General features: G+C 44.0%; 23 protein-coding genes. 11 read left to right on the plus strand and 12 right to left on the minus strand.

Annotated elements, in window-relative coordinates; translation table 11 throughout:
• Positions 1-37 precede the first annotated feature (37 nt).
• From QUB12_RS17315 to QUB12_RS17325, 3 genes are all read right to left on the minus strand, one after another.
• Positions 38-1738 carry an EAL domain-containing protein gene (locus QUB12_RS17315; RefSeq protein WP_333307789.1) on the minus strand — a complete coding sequence of 567 codons (1701 nt, stop codon included), beginning with the start codon at positions 1736-1738 and terminating at the stop codon, positions 38-40.
• Positions 1738-4110, minus strand: coding sequence for a PAS domain S-box protein (locus QUB12_RS17320; RefSeq protein ID WP_333142598.1), 2373 nt, complete (start codon positions 4108-4110; stop codon positions 1738-1740). The genes QUB12_RS17315 and QUB12_RS17320 overlap by 1 nt, the downstream gene beginning before the upstream one ends.
• Positions 4111-4634: 524 nt before the next feature.
• Positions 4635-5825, minus strand: coding sequence for a WD40 repeat domain-containing protein (locus QUB12_RS17325; RefSeq protein WP_333142597.1), 1191 nt, complete (start codon positions 5823-5825; stop codon positions 4635-4637).
• Between the two features lie 263 nt (positions 5826-6088).
• On the opposite strand from QUB12_RS17325, the gene QUB12_RS17330 reads away from it, so the two are divergent.
• From QUB12_RS17330 to QUB12_RS17340, 3 genes are all read left to right on the plus strand, one after another.
• Positions 6089-6463, plus strand: a complete 375-nt coding sequence (locus tag QUB12_RS17330) for a DUF1257 domain-containing protein (RefSeq protein WP_333142596.1) — start codon at positions 6089-6091, stop codon at positions 6461-6463.
• Positions 6464-6612: 149 nt separating this feature from the next.
• Positions 6613-7464: a DUF6920 family protein gene (locus tag QUB12_RS17335; RefSeq protein WP_333142595.1), complete on the plus strand. Its 852-nt coding sequence runs from the start codon at positions 6613-6615 to the stop codon at positions 7462-7464.
• A 258-nt stretch (positions 7465-7722) separates the two neighbouring features.
• Positions 7723-7974 carry a hypothetical protein gene (locus QUB12_RS17340; RefSeq protein WP_333142594.1) on the plus strand — a complete coding sequence of 84 codons (252 nt, stop codon included), beginning with the start codon at positions 7723-7725 and terminating at the stop codon, positions 7972-7974.
• On the opposite strand, the gene QUB12_RS17345 is transcribed toward QUB12_RS17340, so the two are convergent.
• The 4 genes from QUB12_RS17345 to QUB12_RS17360 are packed head-to-tail and all read right to left on the minus strand — an operon-like array spanning position 7962 to position 9266.
• The gene (locus QUB12_RS17345; RefSeq protein WP_333142593.1) at positions 7962-8309 is read right to left on the minus strand and encodes a type II toxin-antitoxin system PemK/MazF family toxin; all 348 of its coding nucleotides are present in this window, start codon (positions 8307-8309) and stop codon (positions 7962-7964) included. The genes QUB12_RS17340 and QUB12_RS17345 overlap by 13 nt on opposite strands.
• Positions 8309-8515, minus strand: a complete 207-nt coding sequence (locus QUB12_RS17350) for a hypothetical protein (protein ID WP_333142592.1) — start codon at positions 8513-8515, stop codon at positions 8309-8311. Before QUB12_RS17350 ends, QUB12_RS17345 begins: the two co-directional genes overlap by 1 nt.
• 23 nt (positions 8516-8538) lie before the next feature.
• Positions 8539-8694 (minus strand): type II toxin-antitoxin system HicB family antitoxin, encoded by a 156-nt coding sequence (locus tag QUB12_RS17355; RefSeq protein WP_333142591.1) that lies wholly within the window; start codon positions 8692-8694, stop codon positions 8539-8541.
• A gap of 53 nt (positions 8695-8747) precedes the next feature.
• On the minus strand, positions 8748-9266 hold the full coding sequence (locus QUB12_RS17360; RefSeq protein WP_333142620.1) for a hypothetical protein: 519 nt from the start codon (positions 9264-9266) through the stop codon (positions 8748-8750).
• 138 nt (positions 9267-9404) lie between these two features.
• On the opposite strand from QUB12_RS17360, the gene QUB12_RS17365 reads away from it, so the two are divergent.
• The 5 genes from QUB12_RS17365 (at position 9405) to QUB12_RS17385 (ending at position 11721) form a co-directional block, all read left to right on the plus strand.
• Positions 9405-10253, plus strand: a complete 849-nt coding sequence (locus tag QUB12_RS17365) for a hypothetical protein (RefSeq protein WP_333142590.1) — start codon at positions 9405-9407, stop codon at positions 10251-10253.
• A 227-nt stretch (positions 10254-10480) separates the two neighbouring features.
• Positions 10481-10888 carry a hypothetical protein gene (locus QUB12_RS17370; RefSeq protein WP_333142589.1) on the plus strand — a complete coding sequence of 136 codons (408 nt, stop codon included), beginning with the start codon at positions 10481-10483 and terminating at the stop codon, positions 10886-10888.
• Positions 10889-10898: 10 nt separating this feature from the next.
• On the plus strand, positions 10899-11054 hold the full coding sequence (locus QUB12_RS17375; protein ID WP_333300526.1) for a hypothetical protein: 156 nt from the start codon (positions 10899-10901) through the stop codon (positions 11052-11054).
• 41 nt (positions 11055-11095) lie between these two features.
• Positions 11096-11311, plus strand: coding sequence for a hypothetical protein (locus QUB12_RS17380; RefSeq protein ID WP_333142587.1), 216 nt, complete (start codon positions 11096-11098; stop codon positions 11309-11311).
• Between the two features lie 5 nt (positions 11312-11316).
• Positions 11317-11721 carry a hypothetical protein gene (locus QUB12_RS17385; protein WP_333142586.1) on the plus strand — a complete coding sequence of 135 codons (405 nt, stop codon included), beginning with the start codon at positions 11317-11319 and terminating at the stop codon, positions 11719-11721.
• 13 nt (positions 11722-11734) lie between these two features.
• On the opposite strand, the gene QUB12_RS17390 is transcribed toward QUB12_RS17385, so the two are convergent.
• The 3 genes from QUB12_RS17390 to QUB12_RS17400 form a co-directional block, all read right to left on the minus strand.
• Complete coding sequence (locus QUB12_RS17390) at positions 11735-11983, minus strand: hypothetical protein (protein ID WP_333142585.1); 249 nt, start codon at positions 11981-11983, stop codon at positions 11735-11737.
• 183 nt (positions 11984-12166) lie between these two features.
• The gene (locus QUB12_RS17395; protein ID WP_333142584.1) at positions 12167-12502 is read right to left on the minus strand and encodes a XisI protein; all 336 of its coding nucleotides are present in this window, start codon (positions 12500-12502) and stop codon (positions 12167-12169) included.
• A gap of 134 nt (positions 12503-12636) precedes the next feature.
• Positions 12637-12909: a helix-turn-helix transcriptional regulator gene (locus tag QUB12_RS17400; RefSeq protein WP_333032399.1), complete on the minus strand. Its 273-nt coding sequence runs from the start codon at positions 12907-12909 to the stop codon at positions 12637-12639.
• A 123-nt stretch (positions 12910-13032) separates the two neighbouring features.
• On the opposite strand from QUB12_RS17400, the gene QUB12_RS17405 reads away from it, so the two are divergent.
• The 3 genes from QUB12_RS17405 (at position 13033) to QUB12_RS17415 (ending at position 15198) form a co-directional block, all read left to right on the plus strand.
• Positions 13033-13278: a hypothetical protein gene (locus QUB12_RS17405; RefSeq protein WP_333142582.1), complete on the plus strand. Its 246-nt coding sequence runs from the start codon at positions 13033-13035 to the stop codon at positions 13276-13278.
• Between the two features lie 148 nt (positions 13279-13426).
• A complete protein-coding gene (locus tag QUB12_RS17410) occupies positions 13427-14308 on the plus strand; it encodes an Rpn family recombination-promoting nuclease/putative transposase (protein WP_333142581.1) in 882 nt (293 codons plus the stop codon).
• Positions 14309-14373: 65 nt separating this feature from the next.
• Positions 14374-15198, plus strand: coding sequence for an Rpn family recombination-promoting nuclease/putative transposase (locus QUB12_RS17415; RefSeq protein ID WP_333142580.1), 825 nt, complete (start codon positions 14374-14376; stop codon positions 15196-15198).
• 104 nt (positions 15199-15302) lie between these two features.
• On the opposite strand, the gene ilvA is transcribed toward QUB12_RS17415, so the two are convergent.
• Positions 15303-16835, minus strand: coding sequence for a threonine ammonia-lyase, biosynthetic (ilvA, locus tag QUB12_RS17420; RefSeq protein ID WP_333142619.1), 1533 nt, complete (start codon positions 16833-16835; stop codon positions 15303-15305).
• An 86-nt stretch (positions 16836-16921) separates the two neighbouring features.
• Positions 16922-17983 (minus strand): MAE_28990/MAE_18760 family HEPN-like nuclease, encoded by a 1062-nt coding sequence (locus QUB12_RS17425; protein ID WP_333142579.1) that lies wholly within the window; start codon positions 17981-17983, stop codon positions 16922-16924.
• Position 17984: the final 1 nt, after the last annotated feature.

Genomic DNA, 17984 nt, shown 5'->3' on the forward strand with positions numbered 1-17984 from the left:
TGTCAGTTGTCAACAGTTAACGGTCAACAGTCAACAGTCAACAGTCAACTATTCCGGAGGATTGCAACCGGAATTGATGTAAATCCCAGCACTTATCGCTTTTCAGCAGCGCTTCAAACTCAGCCCTTGGCAAAGCTGGGCTGAAAAGATGGCCTTGAATTTCGTCGCATTCGTACTCGCACAAAAAATCAAGTTCTTGCTCATTTTCTACCCCCTCAGCCACCACCGTCATGTTCATGCAGTGTGCCATTTGAATAATCGCTATTGTGATCGCTGCATTTTGGCGATCGTCTGCAATATCGCGAATAAAACTCTTGTCTATTTTGAGCGCATCAAACGGAAAGCGTTTTGGATAACTCAAAGAAGAATATCCCATTCCAAAATCATCAATTGCTATCCTAATACCCTGATCTTTCCACACCGTAAAAGCTTTAGCTGCTGCAATTTCGTCTTGCAAAACAAGACTTTCCGTCAGTTCTAATTCCAAACACTGGGGATCGAGATCGGTTTCTGTTAATATCTCCCTGACTCTTTCCGTGAAATTTTTGCGCTCGAATTGACGGGCTGACACGTTAACTGCCACTCGCAGGGGCGGTAAACCTGCTCTCTGCCATGTTTTAGTTTGCCTGCAAGCAGTCTCTAATACCCATTCACCCAACGGCGCAATCAAGCCCATTTCTTCAGCCATTGGAATAAATTCCCCCGGAGAAACTCGCCCCCGTTCTGGATGATTCCAGCGGACTAAAGCTTCAGCACCAATAATTTTACCTGTTTTAATTTCTATTTGCGGCTGATAGTATATTTCAAACTCTGAGCTTTTTAAAGCATGGCGCAGCGAAGTTTCTTGAAGAAGTGTATTGATGAAATAATTCGCCTTTTTGGGCGTATAAAAATTATAATTATTCCCGCCTTTTTGCTGAGATTGATACATTGCTATATAAGCATTTTTCAGCATTTCATCTCCGTCGATGCCGTCTCCGGGATACAAGCAGATCCCCATACTAGCCGTGACATAGACTTCGCAATCTTTGATAATCATACCTTGGGATACAATATCTAAAATGTTTTGAGCAATCTTAGCCACATCCTGTTTTTCTGCAACTGGTTTAAGAATCAGCGCGAATTCTGCCGCTTCCAAACGAGCAACAATATTAATGTTTTCCATGCAGTTAGTTAGCCGCTGGGCGATGCTGCAAAGCACCGAGTCGCCGATATCGTGTCCCCAGGTACTGTTAATGCGGTTGATTTTATCTAAGCTAAGCGTGACAACTGGAACGACTCCTGACAATTCTTTTTGACCATCTAATTCTCGACTTAACTTTTCTCGCAAAAATGAACGATTCGGCAGGTTTGTCAAGCTGTCATACTGATGTCTGTAAAGTGCCAGTTGAATAGTTGTGTGCAAGTTTTTTTCTTCAAAGGGCTTGACAATATAGCCGAACGGTTTTGTACTATTGACTCGTCGCAAAGTAGTTTCATCGGCATAAGCTGTCAGATAAACTACGGGAATTTGAAAGCGCAAGCGAATTTCTTCGGCTGCTGTAATGCCGTCGATTTCTCCTTGCAGGTTAACATCCATTAAAACTAAATCCGGGCGGAACTTGGCGGCCGATTCAATCGCTTCTTCTCCAGAATATACCATCCCAGTTATTCTATATCCTAGAGATATCAAACTGTCGGAAATGTCTTCCGCAATGATGCTCTCGTCTTCAACTATCAGAATTTTTTTGTTTGACACTAATTTTTCTCCTCCGAGTGCAATTTGGGTTGACAAAAGGTTATTCTAAAAGTCGTGCCCGCAGTTTCTAACAGTTCTATTTCCCCCCGGATTTGCTTGACTAAAGACCCGACAAGTCTCAAACCCAACGTTCGGGCTTTGCGATAATCTAAGTCTTGAGGAAAACCAATTCCGCTGTCGCTCACGGTTAGCACGCAAACTCTGTTATTATCTAAAGTGAAATCTATGTTAATTTTACCTTTAACTTGTCCTTTAAAGGCATATTTGAGGGCATTTGTTACAAGCTCGTTGATAATTAACCCGCAAGGAACGGCCGTATCAATATTGAGTGAACACGGCGCAATATTTGTTTGCAAGTTGACGCCTTCTGCATGATTTTCATAAGCTTGGAATAAATTGTGGGCGAGATTTTGGATATATTCAGCAAAGTCAATGTTTGACAAGTCTTTGGATTGATACAATTGTTCGTGAACCAGGGCCATTGATCTGACTCGGTTTTGACTTTCTTTTAACATTTCACTAACGTGGCTGTCTTGGATGTAGCGTGACTGAAGTTTGAGCAAACTGGAAATAACTTGGAGGTTGTTTTTGACACGGTGGTGAATTTCTTTGAGGAGAACTTCTTTTTCTGCGAGGGATGCTTTGATGCCATCTTCGTCGCGCTTGCGATCTGTAATATCCCGCACTACTGCTTGAATTACTTTTCGTCCGTTAATTTCCATTGCATTTAACAGCACTTCAGCGGGAAATTCTGAACCGTCGAGTCGTTTTTGTACCCAGTCAAAGCGACAGCTACCTGTTTGCATTGCTGTCGATATTCTCTGTATTGCTAGACTGGATGAGTCTTGTCCGCTAGGCTGAAATTGTGGGGAAAAGTCGCTCAGTTTCTTGCCGTAAAATTCTTTGGTGTTGCTACAGCCAAATATTTTTAAGGTAGCGGGGTTGCAGTCAAAAAACTCCTTTTCGTCAAGCAACATTACTGCGTCGCTGGTGGCTTCATAAAGGCTACGAAATTTGTGTTCGGATTCTTGCAGCGAGCAGATCAATTGGTTTTTGAGAGCTTCTGCACGCTTGCGGTCGGTAATGTCTATTCCTACAGAAACTGCTGCGGTTCCCTGATGATATTTCTGAGCTACTATCAAATAGTTGCGGACGAAACCGTTAATTTCTATTTCTATTTCTTGGCAGGTTTGCTGAGATGAACTGTTAAAAAAAATTCGGATCAGTTCTCCGAAAGTCGAGCCTTTGTCGAGAAAGTTGATTTCTTGACCGACAAAGCTTTCAGGAGACAGGTTGAATGAGGTTGCTAAGTGCTGGTTGACTCCAATATACCGCAAATCGGAACTGATCCAAGAAATCAGTCCGGGTACGGCATCCAAGACGGCGCGAAGTTGGTCTGTAGCTTCTTGGAGTGCTTGTTCCGATCGCTTGCGATCGCTAATATCTGTCGCCGTTCCGCACAACCCTAAAATAGCGCCGTTTTCAGCTTGGTTGACGATGCTGTTGACGCGCAGGTGGACGGGAGTACCGTCTTTGCGAAGGTGTACTGTTTCGTAAGGAGAATTAGCGGTTTGTGGCTGAATTTTGGTTCTCGCTAAAAGTTGGGCAAATATTTCTCTTGGTCTATTTTCTTGATCGGGAACTAAAAAATCGGTGAAACGCCGTCCGATCATTTCTGGCGGTTCGTAACCGTAGATGCGTTTGGCGGCGGAATTGACAAAAGTCAAGAGGCCTTCAATATCGATCGACCAAATCAATTCTTGGGAGGTTTCTACGAGGTTGCGGTACTTTTTTTCGCTTTCGGCAAGTGCTGCATTGAAGACAGCCGTTTGCTGCTGCAGTCTGTCTTCTAATTCTTGATTTGCCGTTTCCAGAGTGGCGATGGACTGCTCGCGCTCGGTAATTTCAGTAGAAACACCGACGGCGCCGACAACTTCGCCGTTTCCATCTCGCAGGGCTGCCGATCGAATTTCGTGAATAAAATGCCTCTCTCGGACGTTCCAAGTGCGATCGTTTCCTGCTAGTACCTCAGCAATATTTTCTAAGATATCTGGCTGGCTGCTGTAAACTTCACAAATCGACAGCCCGACAGTTGCACCTGGTTTGAGTCCCAAATTTTCTAATCCTTTCCCTGCTGCAAGGGTTAACTTGCCGTCTCTGTCTGTGGCCCACAGGAAAATTGGGGCACAACTGACGGCGGCGTGAAGGGTTTCGTTGGCTTGTTTGAGCCGAGCGATTTCTGCGTGAAGCAGATCCTGGGTGGTGTTTAATTCTACCCTTAGTCGATCGGCTTTTTGCTGCCAACTGGCAGCAGTAGCGCACATTTCTGGGAGATTGCGGGAACGACAGATGGATTGGTTGCAGTGTGACATGGTTGCTCTAGGGCGCACTGTATATTTAACCTCAGCCTATCTTTTAAGCATAAACTTTTTAAGTCAAATATTACAATTAGCAGGAATACTCCTCCGACCAAGATGCGATATATTAAAGCTACTTTAAAGGATTCAGAAATTGAGGCTCGCTCAGGCTTTCCGGCGACAGTTCACAAATTGATAATAAGCTGAATAAGGCCGATGCGTCGGTATTTTTACGGTCACTATTTGTAGTAATGCAAAAAGAAGTTCCGCAATCCTCGGCTTGCACAAGAACTGGGATTGTAAATTTATTATATTTGTTTGCGTAGATTCACGCACCGAGGAATCTGGAATCGGGAAAATAGAAATATAGGCAGCGCCTGAATGGTTAGGAGGTACTTAATTTGTGAAAATCATGAAGTCGATTCCCTCTTCTTTCTGCCTTCTGCCTTCTGCCCTATTCCCTATTCCCTATTCCCTATTCCCTATTCCTCTTTCTTCCATCCGCTACATCTTGTACAGTGATCGTTGCCGAACTTCCTTCAATTAACTCCCCAAATTTTGACAGTTTTGTCTAAGCTGCCGCTGATAATAGTTTCACCATCGCTGCTAAAAGTAAGACAAGTAACAGAGTTTTGATGTCCGCTGAGAGTGTGAATATTTTCGCCCGTACTGGCATTCCAAAATTTGATATTACCATCGGCACTAGCAGTGACAACAGTGAGTCCGTCGGCACTAAAGGCGATCGCATTTATCGAGTTAAAATGCCCGGCCAAAGTGATTGAACTATCTGGATTCGATAGCGGCCGCAGTTGAATATTTCTGTCCCAGCCGCCAGTAGCCAAAGTCTGCCCGTCTGGACTGAAAGCCAGACAATTCGCGTAACCCTTAATTGTTTGGAAGCATTCTCTGCTGCGGAGGTTCCACAGTTTAATTGTACCGTCAGAACTGCTGCTAGCGAGAGTTTGTGCGATCGGGCTAAAAGCAAGACTAACAATTCCTGCTTTATGAGCTCCCCAAGTTAAAAGACTGCCAAAAGTACAGATTAACTTTCCCGTCTCTAAATTCCAAATTTTGATAGTAGTATCTGCCGAACCTGTGGCGATAACTTGACTATCGGGACTGATAACAATTGCGCTAATTTCCCCTTCATGTCCGAGAGAAGTATGCCGCAATTCTCCTCCTTGCCAAATTTCGATCGCACGATGTTTCGGAGTATTTCTGCTTCTCACAAAAACTTCGCTTTCTTGGCAAAGGACAAAAGTTTCTTGAGCGCGGGGATACTTGTCAACAGTATAGAGTATTTCTCCTGTATCTACATCGCAAATTCTAATTATTTTGCCGTGCAAACTCGCCGTGCGAGATCCTCCGGGACTAATCGCAACATTTGTGCCAGTTTTCACACTGCGAATGGAGTCAAAAAGCTTGTAAGGCACGAATTCTTTTAAAGCTTGGCGCACTAGAGGTTCTGTCCTCGATCGCAAAATTAAATAAGCAACTCGCTGCACTTCTGCTGCGGGGTCAAGCAGCGCCTCAATTGCTAAATTTAAACCAGCGCCTCCGTATTTAGGAGCATCTTTAACAGCGGCAATCCGAGCCTCGATACTAGGACTGTTGAAGCGCTGCTTGACTCCGGCGATGCCTCCCAAAACTGCGGCGGCGATCGGGATTTGACTTTGGCCGCCGAGGACGGCATCATATTCTCTAGGTTGATTAGAATTGTCGGCCATCATACGATTTTAGATTTTAGATTTTGGATTTTAGATTTGAAGAATTGGAGGATTGAAGAAAGCGAACTCACGCACGGATAAATCGGGGCAATTGTTATCGGATACTCTGTTGTGATTTTCTGAACCTATGAATCCGGGGGCTTGTACCCGGGCTGCTTTCTGTGACGCTAAAACCGGGTTTAAGAGCACAATTTCTAACTTCTTGACTCTTGCTGTTTATGCTATTATAATCAAATCAGCGTTTTACACAAAAATCCGAAAGTGATATGTCACACTTCACAACTATCAAGGTTCAGATCAAGAACGGCGAACTGCTGCATCAAGTGTTGGAAGAGTTGGGTTATCAAGTAGAGTCCAATGTGCAGGTACGGGGTTATCGGGGTGACAAAACTAATGCCGAGTACGTGATTCGGCAATCCAATGGTTACGATTTGGGTTTTCGCCGCAGCGGAGAGGATTACGAATTGGTGGCGGATTTTTGGGGCGCTCGAATTAATCAGCAGGAATTTATCAATTCAATCAGTCAAAAATACGCGCGGAAAAGTTTGATGGCGGCGGTGCATTCAGAGGGTTTTCATGTTGAAGAAGAGGAAACTTTGGCAGATGGAACGCTGAGAGTTGTAGTTGGTAGATGGGTTTAAGACTCGCTCTGGATTAACTGGTAAGCTATTTGGCATTTAAATTGAAGATGGAGCGCGGGCAGGATGCCCGCGCCACAAAAGTTTAAGTAAACCCTAGCTTAAAAATTAAATGGGCGACAGCTTATTGAAATATCAAGAGGAGTAATCATGTGCCGATCGTACTAATTATCCTGGCGCTTGTAGTTGGCATTGTTGGCGCGATCGCCCTTGGAGGATACCGCTGGCATCTGGGTACCAAGGAACTGCGAACAAATCTGGAAGCTGCGCGATCGCCGATTAAACCTCTCACATTTGATGCGCGGGAAATTGCCGATTTACCCCAGCCAGTGCAGCGCTACTTTCGCGCGGTGATCGAGGATGGACAACCGCTAATTGTAGCAGCGCGGGTTTCCCACGAAGGCACGTTTAACATGAGCGAAACCGCAGAAAAATGGAGCGCCTTCACCTCAACTCAATTGGTAATTACTCAGCGCCCAGGCTTTGACTGGGAGGGGCGAATTGCCATGATGCCCGGTATCAATGCGTTTGTTCATGATGCCTACATTTCTGGCGAAGGCATCCTCCATGCAGCGCTGCTGGGCCTGGTGACTCTGGCGGATCTCCGCGGCACTCCAGAAGCTGCACAAGGCGAACTGATGCGCTTTTTCGCGGAGGCGGCTTGGTATCCGACGAGACTGCTGCCGAGTCAGGGTGTTCGCTGGGATGCGATCGACAATTCTTCGGCCAGAGCAACGCTACAGGATGGCGACACCGCTGTTTCCCTGGATTTCCGCTTTGATGAAGCAGGGCTAATCGCCAGTATCCGCGCCGAGGCCCGCGCCCGTACAGTTAACGGCGGGCTGGTGTTTGCGCCCTGGCAAGGCCGCTTCTGGGACTACGAATTGCGAGACGGTATGCGGATTCCCCTCTCCGGTGAGGTGGCGTGGCAACTGCCTGATGGCTCGCTATTGCCCTACTGGCGCGGCCGCATCACGAATATTGCCTATGAGTTTGCACGATGATTCTATAGCAATCCTAAATGATTCAGATAAATTTGTAGGGGGTAGTGCTACCCCTACTCCCCGTGCCTACCCCTTATCTATCGGGCAACCACGGGGAGTAGGGGTCGGATTGCCCCTACAATAATTATGCAAATGATTTAGGATTGCTATAGTTTGTGTTGTCGGTTGCGTCGGAGATTTTCTCCCCTATTTCATGGGAACAATCTGATAATTAGAGTACACAGGTAAACGGCTATTAGCAAAAAAAGTTAATTACCCATGAACATTTCAGAACTCAAGACAGCAGTAAGGGAACTTCCAGAAAATGAACTCGCAGAGTTTCTCGAATGGCTTGATGAGTTTCAAGCAGCTCTCGCCGATCGCCAGTGGATCGATGGTGTACGAGTTAAGATAGATGCTGCTGTTGCCATGTCGGAACATACTCCACCGATTGATGGCGAAACGTTTATTGCAGGGATTTTGGATCGTTTCCGGCAAGTACGCGAGAGTAAACAAGGCTATACTAATTGAAATGCTTGTATGATAGTTGCATTCAATTCCTGCATTTTCTGACTTCCTAACTCGCCCAATCTTCTCACTATTAATCTCTGTTCAAGACTGACAATCCGAGTCACTATAACTTTAGAAGATACTTTTAATCCCGTGCTGGGAAATTCTGGATCTGAAGCATTTAAAGCAAATTCATCTAAACTTAGGGTAGTGACATTTTGCGAAGAAATGAAGCAGAGCGTAATTTCATCTATGGTTGAACTTGCCCACAGCACTAAAGCCGGACGTAACTTTTTCTGACTCAAATCTGTAAAGGGAAATTCAGCTAAAACAATATCTCCTTTTTTTAGCTTCACTAAATTGGCTCTCCATCTTCAAGGGTGTAAATATCAGGTTCGTCGTGCAGGAATTGAAATGCTCCTCCGCTTTGGGCTAACTGGGCTATTTCCGCAGTAGAAGGATAGGGGATGTTACTAAATAGTTTTGCTTTGATTAGCAATTGCTCTTCTTCTGAGAGTGTCTGGATGATTTGTACTAAGGATTCAATGAGTTTTGTGTTCATAGCTGAAAAAATCTGGGGATATTTTATCTTACTTCAACAAGGCAACCTTCGATCGCTTCATAGAGGTTTTGCAGCAATTCCTCAAAAGTTTCTCCCTCAGTTGCACAGCCAGGAATAGCAGGAACTTCTGCCCAGTATCCGCCTTCTTCTGCTTCGTGAATGATAATTTTGATTTTCAATTGATCCTCCTAATTTATTCTCAAAACTTACCTGTTCATTACTGTAGCAGACTTTACTCCTCCAAGTCCACCTGTTTAACCTGCTCTAAAGGTATATCTAGCGCTTCTGCAATTTGCTCGTCGCTCAAGCCAAACTGCCGTAATTTATCAATTGTTTCAATCTTAGTTTGATTTTTGCTTTCCTCCTGCAAGTCGGGAATTTCCGGCTGACTTTTATCTGGCGTAGGAGTAGAGGGTTCAGGGCAATTATTTATGCAGCCAATACCAATAAGATTTTTATTAATATTGTTTTCATTGCCAAAAGTTATATTCAGATTTATATGCCTTTCTAAGACGGATTCAAGATTACTTTTTTTCACTTGTTCGCCAAACACTTCAGATAACATTTGCAAAAGCTCGTGACTAGCCTTTTTAACGTGCTGGGAGCTATAACCATAAGTTTCTGCAACGTCAGCATATCTTTGACGCTTCAGTATGCCTGCGATAATCCTCCGCTGCAAGTTATTTAGACGTTTACCTGTGTTGGTATAGACAGCTTCATCGACAAATTGCAATATCTGAGGACTATCCATAGGTGGGATGGTGAGATAGGTATGGTTACTATACCAAACTTTTTCCAACTTTTTCCAACTTTTTCCAGCTAGTATCTAAAGTGTCTATAGCAATTTTATGAAGATCCAACTTTTTCCCACTTTTTTGGGTTTACGGCTTTGAATGCTCCGTTTATAATTAAAAGTAATGATTATATTAATATTTGTGTAAAGTCAATTGCGATTATTTCCTACAAGCGTAATAAACTGCAAATGAGAAATTTCCGCCAATATTCAAATATATGTAAATATGAAGCATTACATCAAGAATATGGATATGGTGGCATGAGGATAAATAAAATGCTATTAGCAATATGTACTATTTCATTATTAGCTACTTCAATTAAATCCGTAGCTCAGCAACCTACAAATAGACCAGATACTGGCACCATCAAACAAGGCTCTGGTACTTCAACTAAAAAAGCACCGATATCATCACCTACTCCATCGCAAAATGTTTTAACACTCAACGATACTACCGCTGTACAACAAACAAATAAAGAAACTGATTGGATCACAATGGTAGTTTCTCTACTTAGCTTACTTGTATCTTCTGCTGTTGCTTATAGCTCTAATTTTAGAAAAGAACGTATTCAGTTATGTTTTGGAAGAGATATCATACTTTTCCCCGTTCCTAAAACTAATGTTACAACAAGTAGTACAAGCATTGCGGGAGTAGGATTTAACCTACCGATCACATTTTACAATTGGAGTCCAAAAGGTGGAACAATTCAACGTATTCGCTTAGTTGTTTCCAAACAAGGTCATGATGATTGTTATGACATGACATGGACTACCTTCGTTAAGATTGAAAATTCTGAATTTCAAGATGAAAATTTAGCTCAGCCAATTGCTATAAAAGGTCTTTCTTCGGTGAATAAAGTAATTCGGTTTGATTGGATTACTGAAATAGGAGGAAGACAATTCCAGGTCAAAACAGGTGATTACGAGTTGATGATTTATGCATAAACAAAAGATGTACCAGTGCCTGACTTAGGATTCAAAAGTTGTTTTACCATTAAAGATGAGGACGATCTGAATTTCAAGAATATTATGGCTCAAAATAAAAGCACTTCAATTTGGATACCACTGAAAGCAAATGAAAAGCCAAATCGGTTTTTATCAAGAAACGATGTTGATACATTTTATCCTAAATCAATAGTAAAATAGTTTGTGATTAAGGAGTATTTTAAAGTATGTCTGACAATAATCGGTCAATTAATGTGAGTGGTGGAAATGTTTACGGTGCTGTGAGCGGTGGAACCATCTACGGTGCTTCTAACAGGGGAAACGTCGCTAATCAAATGACCCAGGGAGCTAGTATCCAAGTCAACAATATATTATCTGAGTCTGAGCAAAAGCAAACTCTTGCTGCTTCAGCTAAAGAAATTCAACAACTTCTCGAACAGTTAGCAAGAATTAATCCAAATCCTACTGAAGCCGAAAAGATTGAGTACGTTCATGATGAAACAACCCCTAGTTTCAAGCGTCGCTTGATTGCTGCATTGCAGGCTAGTGGTGAAGCTGCGATCGAAGAGTTTTTAGACACTCGCTATGTCATTGTCGGGAAGGCTATCGTTAAAGGTTGGATGAAACCAGAATAAATTGTGGTGCGTGAAGTGCGATCGCCCTAACCAGAAAAAAGCCCGATCGCCCGCAACTCCAAATCGTTTCAACGTCAGGAATATCATACCGCCGCGCGATCGCATCTTAGTTGCGATCGCGCCTATCTTTGTAAAACTCCCCTGGAAGTTGCAATTACTACGCTAAGCTGCTACCGTTAACATAGACGCATCGTAGGAAAACAACTGATGACACTAACAGAATTACTCCCTACCATTAGACAACTGTCTGCGATCGAGAAACGAGAGTTAATCCGCATTCTAATGGCGGAAGAAGATATCAGTGAGGATATTTTCCCTTTGGAACCTTACAAGATTTACTACCTACCAACACCCTACGATACTTTTGGTGCTGGTGCAGCTTTGATGCAGGCAATGAATTTGGCTAACAACAACGAAAACTGAGTATTATGCGATTCCAATACTCTACCAATGACCCCTCTCAAGATGAGTTTGATAGCCTACCCCGCATTCCCTTGATTCTGCACCACAATAACCAGGGAGTCGAAGTTGTTGGGTTAGTAGATAGCGGTGCAACCGTGAATGTATTGCCTTACCAAATAGGAACTCAGCTTGGCTTAGTTTGGGATGACAGTAAAGCCATTATTCGACTTGCTGGTAACATTGGTAATCAACCAGCGATGCCAGTATTTTTCATGGCTGAAATAGGGGAGTTTGCTCCGGTAAGATTAGTATTTGCTTGGGCAAAAAGTGACCGCGTATCATTGATTCTGGGACAGACAAATTTCTTCTTAGAATTTGACGTTCACTTTTATCGTTCTCGGCTTGAGTTCGATATTGAGCTGAAGCGTTAATCTCCACCAGAATTCATGTACCCAGCGCATCCCATAAATCTGACATCGGCTCATCAAAATCCTCAGCAATTACCAACGGCATCCCGCGCAGAGGATAATGCTTTTGCGCTGTCAATCCAGCACTCGAAATCTCAGCTAAATCTGTCAACATAGAAGGCTCAGCATTCGACAAGCGCGTCTGACGCAAAAAACTCAATAGCACCTGAAGTAAATCATCTGATGCTCGATCGATCTCATTGATTAGTTCTTCCCGGACGGTCACGATCGCACATTCTCCTTGCTAGACTTCTGTACCCATTATAATTATCCAAGAGCCGCTTTATTAAAACTTCCGCATCAGGGCCCAGAAACCGGGTTTTTTGCCTTGGGTACTGGCTGCAACGAAATATTTTCCTAAAAACCCGGTTTCTTTCTAAAAAAAACATTGCCGCATCCTTGGGAATGGCTAAGCCACCCCAAATCCCGTATATTCGCGCACATAGGTTGCTTGAAATCCCAAGATAATATCATCCTCTGCCACACCCATTGCCACCAACTCGTGCGCGACTCGCATCTCCGTTGTATTCTGCTGCAACCAAATCTTGCCATCCTTAATATCCAAATGGATCACACATCCATACACCCGCCGATGCCCATCCCAACCAACATTCGTCACCTGATAATGATCCCGCTGCGTATCAAAAATTATTTGCGACTCGATCGCACCGTTGGAGACCGGAATTGCCGCATATTGGGTCAATAATGCTTGAATCGACTGACGATAATGCTCTAGTTTATCCATTGCACAATCACCTCATTTATTGGCTCGTAAACAATGCGGTTAACTTGATGCCGCTCTACCGAGATTCTTCAACTTTATTGTACTTCCAATCGCGTCTATCTGGAAAAGCTCGATCGACCTTCTGAACAATAAGTCTATTCTGTGTTTGTAGATCGATCGACCTCACCCTCACCCTCATCCTCCAAAACTTCACCCAAATAGCGCTGCACAAACTCCCGCGCTGCATCTATATCTAGCAACTTTAACGCCACAACCATCTTCACAAGCGTGTCTCCCGTTGGATCGATGAGCTCATTAAACCAACGATAGACAACGGAACGTCGCACGCCCATTGCGATCGCCAATTTGTTTTGGCTAATGCCATAGGTATTCAGCACATCTCTCAAAACTCGACCAGCTTTCCCCATGCACCCCATGATGCCAAGGGATGCCCCAACCGTAAATGACTACATATATGTATTCATTGCGGTATGATATTGGTAACTACACATATGTAGTCATAGGTTGATTTTGAAGATGAGGACTTCCCAATGGCTAAAGACTTTCCAATCGAACCGCCCAAGGACACCCAACAAGAGGCAGAACCCACGGACGATCGAGAAAACCGGGAACCCGTGCGTATCATGGTTGTTGGCTCCCGCCAAGGCATAACCGCCGTAGTAAATTGGCTGGTGCGACTAGGTTTTGCCCAAATGGCAGACTGGAGCGACTTGCAGCGTGCACCGAATACCGGCCAGTGGATGCGCGTGCTCACCAAATGGTTGCAGAAGAATTGACGCAACTGACGAGGAGGGCGATCGCATTTCATAAACCTGATGTTTCGGAATCGTGCGATCGCCCGTCAAGTTCGTAGGCCGGGGCCGGGGCGTAGCCATCGCCCTATTGATACAATCGAGATAGCGGTCGTTATTCCCGATTCCCACCATGACATTCATCAACCCCAAAACCGATTACGCCTTCAAAAAAATATTTGGTTCCTCAGAAAGCAAAGACATTCTGATCAGCTTTCTCAACGCCATAATTTACGAGGGCAATCCTACCATTGAAGACTTAGAAATTATCGACCCCAACCTCCCGCCCAAAGTCGAAGGTTTAAAAGACTCCTCTTTAGATGTCAAAGCCCAACTAGCCGACGGTACTTTAGTCATCATTGAAATGCAGGTATTAAACGTCGAATCTTTCGGACAAAGAATCTTGTACAACGCCGCCAAAACCTACGCATCTCAATTGCAAAAGGGACAAGGATATCGAATGCTCAGACCAGTAATTGCCTTAACAATAACTGATTTCGAGATGTTTAAAAACAGCAACAACTTAATTTCGCGATTTGTCTACAAAGAAGAGATTTCTAACTTACCCTATCCCGATAACGATCTAAAGTTAGTATTTGTAGAATTACCAAAATTTACCAAAACAGTAGACCGACTAGAAACTCTAGCAGATAAATGGCTCTATTTCATGAAATACGCGGTAACGATAACGGAAATCCCGCCAGTAATGGATAGCGTACCCGAAATCCATCAAGCTTTTGACATCGCAGATCGAGTGAATTTAAGCCCGGAGGAAATAGCAAATATCGAACGGCAAGAAATGTTTATTTACGACCAGCAAGGAGCGATAATTAAAGCTGTTAAAGATGCTGTTCAAGAAAGCAGACAAGAAAGCAGACAAGAAGGCCGACAAGAAGGCCGACAAGAAGAAAAGCTGACGATCGCACGGCAGTTACTCGATCGCCTAGATGACGCAACAATCGCTCAAATAACCGGACTTAGCGTTGAGTACGTGCAGAATTTGCGATCGGAATGAGATTTATTTCAAAAAGAGCACCGATGATAAAATCGAAATAGCGATCGTGATTCCCGATTCCAACCATGACATTCATCAACCCCAAAACCGATTACGCCTTCAAAAAAATATTTGGCTCCTCAGAAAGCAAAGACATTCTCATCAGCTTTCTCAACGCCATGATTTACGATGGCAATCCTACCATTGCAGACTTAGAAATTATCGACCCTAACTTACCGCCCAAAGTCGAAGGCTTGAAAGATACTTATTTAGATGTCAAAGCCAAACTAATTGATGGTAGGCTAGTCATTATTGAAATGCAGGTATTAAACGTAGAGTCTTTCGGCAAGAGAGTTTTGTACAACGCAGCCAAAACTTACGCCTTTCAATTGCAAAAAGGAGAAGGCTACCGAATGCTCAAACCAGTGATAGCATTAACACTGACTGATTTCGAGATGTTTGCAAATAGCGCTCGACTAATTTCGAGATTTGTCTACAAAGAAGTAACGAGCAATCTCCCATATACCGATAATAACATCGAGTTGGTATTTGTAGAACTTCCTAAATTCACCAAAGAAGTAGACCAGCTAGAAACCCTTGCGGATAAATGGATATATTTCATGAAATATGCGAGGACAATAACGGATGTCCCGGCAGTAATGGATAGCGTTCCAGAGATTCATCAAGCCTTTGACATCGCAAATCAAGTCAATTTAACACCTGATGAATTGGCGGATATCGAACGGCGAGAAATGTTTATTTATGACCAACAAGGAGCTATACTCCAAGCCGTTCAAGCAGAAAAGCTGGCGATCGCACGGCAATTGCTCGATCGCCTGGATGATGCAACTATCAGTCAAACAACCGGACTCAGTATAGAGGATGTGCGGAATTTGCGATCGGAAGTTTGATGCGTCGAAAACCAGACATGACTTTGTTCGCGTCCATTTTCTTAGTCTCGCGTTGCGCGGACTTCGTTTGACAAGAAGCGGTTGAAACCGCCGAGTCATAAACCCTACCTCAAAAACAACTTATAAGCCGGATTTTGACTCTCATCCCCATACTGATAGCCCAGCGTATCCAAAAAAGCCTGCCATTCCTGCATCTCATCGGGCGGTACTTGAATTCCCACCACAATTCGCCCGTAATCGGCGCCATTATTTCGATAGTGAAAAACGCTGATATTCCAGTTAGGACTCATCGAACCGACAAACTTCATCAACGCACCCGGACGTTCGGGAAATTCAAAGCGATAAAACAATTCATGATCTGCCAGCATCGAACGCCCGCCCACCATATGCCGCACGTGCAATTTCGTTAATTCATCATCAGTTAAATCCAAAGTCTTGAAACCACAATCTTCAAAACTTGCGGCTATCTTCACCGCATCCGCACGGTTTTCAATTTGCACGCCGATAAAAATATGTGCTTCTTTTTCATCCGCAATTCGATAGCTAAATTCAGTTAAATTGCGCTTGCCCAGACATTCGCAAAACCTGCGGAGACTTCCCGGTTGTTCGGGAATTGTGACTGCAAAAATGGCTTCGCGGCGTTCGCCAAACTCGGCTCTTTCTGCTACAAAACGCAGCCGATCAAAATTCATGTTCGCGCCACAAGCAACAGCAATTAATGTTTCTCCTGCGATTTGTTCCCGTTCCACGTAAGCTTTCGCACCTGCGATCGCCAAAGCGCCAGCAGGTTCTAAGATCGATCGCGTATCTTCAAAAACATCCTTAATCGCCGCGCAAACATCATCCGTATCCACCAAAATAATCTCATCCACATACTCCTGACACAACCGAAAAGTTTCCTCCCCAACTTCCCGCACAGCAACGCCATCAGCAAATAAACCCACCTGCGACAAACGCACCCGTTTACCCGCTTTCAGGGATTGATTCATTGCATCGGAATCCACCGGTTCGACGCCAATAATCTTAATTTCCGGCCGCAACCGCTTGACATAGGCCGCAATTCCCGAAATCAATCCGCCGCCACCAATTGCCACAAAAATCGCGTGAATTGGTTTTTGATGTTGCCGCAGAATTTCCATGCCGATCGTACCCTGTCCAGCAATCACGTAGGGGTCATCAAAAGGGTGAATAAAAGTCATACCTTTTTGGGCCTCTAATTGACGCGCAAAAGCGTAAGCATCATCGTAAGCATCCCCATGCAAGACTACCTCTCCACCACGGGCTATCACCGCATTTACCTTCACCTGCGGCGTCGTTACGGGCATGACTATGATCGCGCGAGTTCCGAGGTGGCGGGCGGCGAGGGCGACTCCTTGGGCGTGGTTGCCGGCGGAAGCTGCAATGACGCCTTGTGCTAGCAAATCCGGCGACAGTTGCGCCATTTTGTTGTACGCACCCCGCAGTTTGAAGGAAAACACCGACTGCATATCCTCTCGCTTCAGCAAAAGTTTATTGTTGAGCCGTGCTGATAGATTCGGGGCGCATTCTAGGGCTGTTTCTTGAGCAACATCGTAGACGCGGGCGGTGAGGATTTGTACTAGGTAATCGCAAAGCATGGGGTTAGCAGGTTGGTTGATGCCGGATGGTGGGTTAATTGTACGGCACTTGTGCGATCGTTAGGTCGGGATTTTGGGGCGATCGCAGTTCGCAGTTAACGAAAGATTCAGTCAACTTGGTTTGATTTAGTTACATAAATAGTCAATCCTATTCTGGCATCCCGATCGAACTTTAACCCTACTTCTGCCTCCGAGGTTATTTCCACCTGATTGTGGGAAATATCATTAAGCTGAATGCTCTCAATTTTAGGAGAGTAGCAGTACGACAATTCATCATTAACTAAAACTAGAAAAACACGTCCTCCTACAGTTAAGGTAACTTCCTGAACTTTGGCTACGCCTGCTTGTGGCTTTTTGAACCACTCAGTAATTTTTCCAATCTCCCTTACCAGCCCTCGATCGATCTGGCGTAAAATTATATTGTAGGTGACTAAATCGGCAAGGGATTTACATAAAGCCTCAACAAAATCACCTAAGTCCAACAGTTCTTGAGTTCCCAAAATCTCATCTGTAGAGCCGTGTGCTGCTTTATTTCGATAGTCAACCAGTTGTTTGAGTTCTCCTTCTGCCGTGTTTTGACTGCCGCCAACTTCCTCTACAAAATATTTAATTTCTTTGTGGTTAATTACCCATTTCCACGCCTCATCAATCCCAGCATTTTTCAAAACTGTTTCTAGCACTTCCTTCCGTAAATTTTGCTCGTGCAATAGGAAAGCATCAGGAAGTAGTTCGTATTTTCCAGTGTCAGTAATTCCACAGGATAATCCTTGCACTACTTTCTCAACTGAAAGGTGTTGAAACCTATTCTTTTTGATGTCAATCAATAAACGCCCTATACCCTCTCGATGGGTATTTTGGATTTTTTCTCCCAAATCTGAATAACGTGGAACCAAATCGGGCATCCGTCGCAGCCAATCAGAAATTAAATCCTCAACGAAGCGCTCGTAAATAGCATACAATCGGGTTACAACAGCAGAGCGATCGTAAATTTCCCACTCCTTTTCGCTAGGAATTACGTCTATTAATGCGGCAAATTCATCATCTTCTGCCAACTTCTGTTTATTTAAACTGTCTCGAAATACGATTCTTCTAAGTCGATGGTTAGTCTTGATTATCGCACGAACTGTTGAAATTTTGACACTAGCTTTCTCGATCAGCTCCTCAAACATC

This window comes from Microcoleus sp. B7-D4 (genome assembly GCF_036705125.1).
In the GTDB taxonomy this organism is placed as follows: domain Bacteria; phylum Cyanobacteriota; class Cyanobacteriia; order Cyanobacteriales; family Microcoleaceae; genus Microcoleus.

Coding starts and splice junctions, on each gene's coding strand:
- QUB12_RS17395 (WP_333142584.1), bottom strand. CDS start 12,502: ATGGATAAACTAGAGCATTATCGTCAGTCGATTCAAGCATTATTGACC.
- QUB12_RS17340 (WP_333142594.1), top strand. CDS start 7,723: ATGAACATTTCAGAACTCAAGACAGCAGTAAGGGAACTTCCAGAAAAT.
- QUB12_RS17360 (WP_333142620.1), bottom strand. CDS start 9,266: ATGGATAGTCCTCAGATATTGCAATTTGTCGATGAAGCTGTCTATACC.
- QUB12_RS17410 (WP_333142581.1), top strand. CDS start 13,427: ATGACATTCATCAACCCCAAAACCGATTACGCCTTCAAAAAAATATTT.
- QUB12_RS17330 (WP_333142596.1), top strand. CDS start 6,089: ATGTCACACTTCACAACTATCAAGGTTCAGATCAAGAACGGCGAACTG.
- QUB12_RS17320 (WP_333142598.1), bottom strand. CDS start 4,110: ATGTCACACTGCAACCAATCCATCTGTCGTTCCCGCAATCTCCCAGAA.
- QUB12_RS17425 (WP_333142579.1), bottom strand. CDS start 17,983: ATGTTTGAGGAGCTGATCGAGAAAGCTAGTGTCAAAATTTCAACAGTT.
- QUB12_RS17415 (WP_333142580.1), top strand. CDS start 14,374: ATGACATTCATCAACCCCAAAACCGATTACGCCTTCAAAAAAATATTT.
- QUB12_RS17325 (WP_333142597.1), bottom strand. CDS start 5,825: ATGATGGCCGACAATTCTAATCAACCTAGAGAATATGATGCCGTCCTC.
- QUB12_RS17400 (WP_333032399.1), bottom strand. CDS start 12,909: ATGGGGAAAGCTGGTCGAGTTTTGAGAGATGTGCTGAATACCTATGGC.
- QUB12_RS17405 (WP_333142582.1), top strand. CDS start 13,033: ATGGCTAAAGACTTTCCAATCGAACCGCCCAAGGACACCCAACAAGAG.
- QUB12_RS17370 (WP_333142589.1), top strand. CDS start 10,481: ATGTCTGACAATAATCGGTCAATTAATGTGAGTGGTGGAAATGTTTAC.
- QUB12_RS17350 (WP_333142592.1), bottom strand. CDS start 8,515: ATGAACACAAAACTCATTGAATCCTTAGTACAAATCATCCAGACACTC.
- QUB12_RS17380 (WP_333142587.1), top strand. CDS start 11,096: ATGACACTAACAGAATTACTCCCTACCATTAGACAACTGTCTGCGATC.
- QUB12_RS17385 (WP_333142586.1), top strand. CDS start 11,317: ATGCGATTCCAATACTCTACCAATGACCCCTCTCAAGATGAGTTTGAT.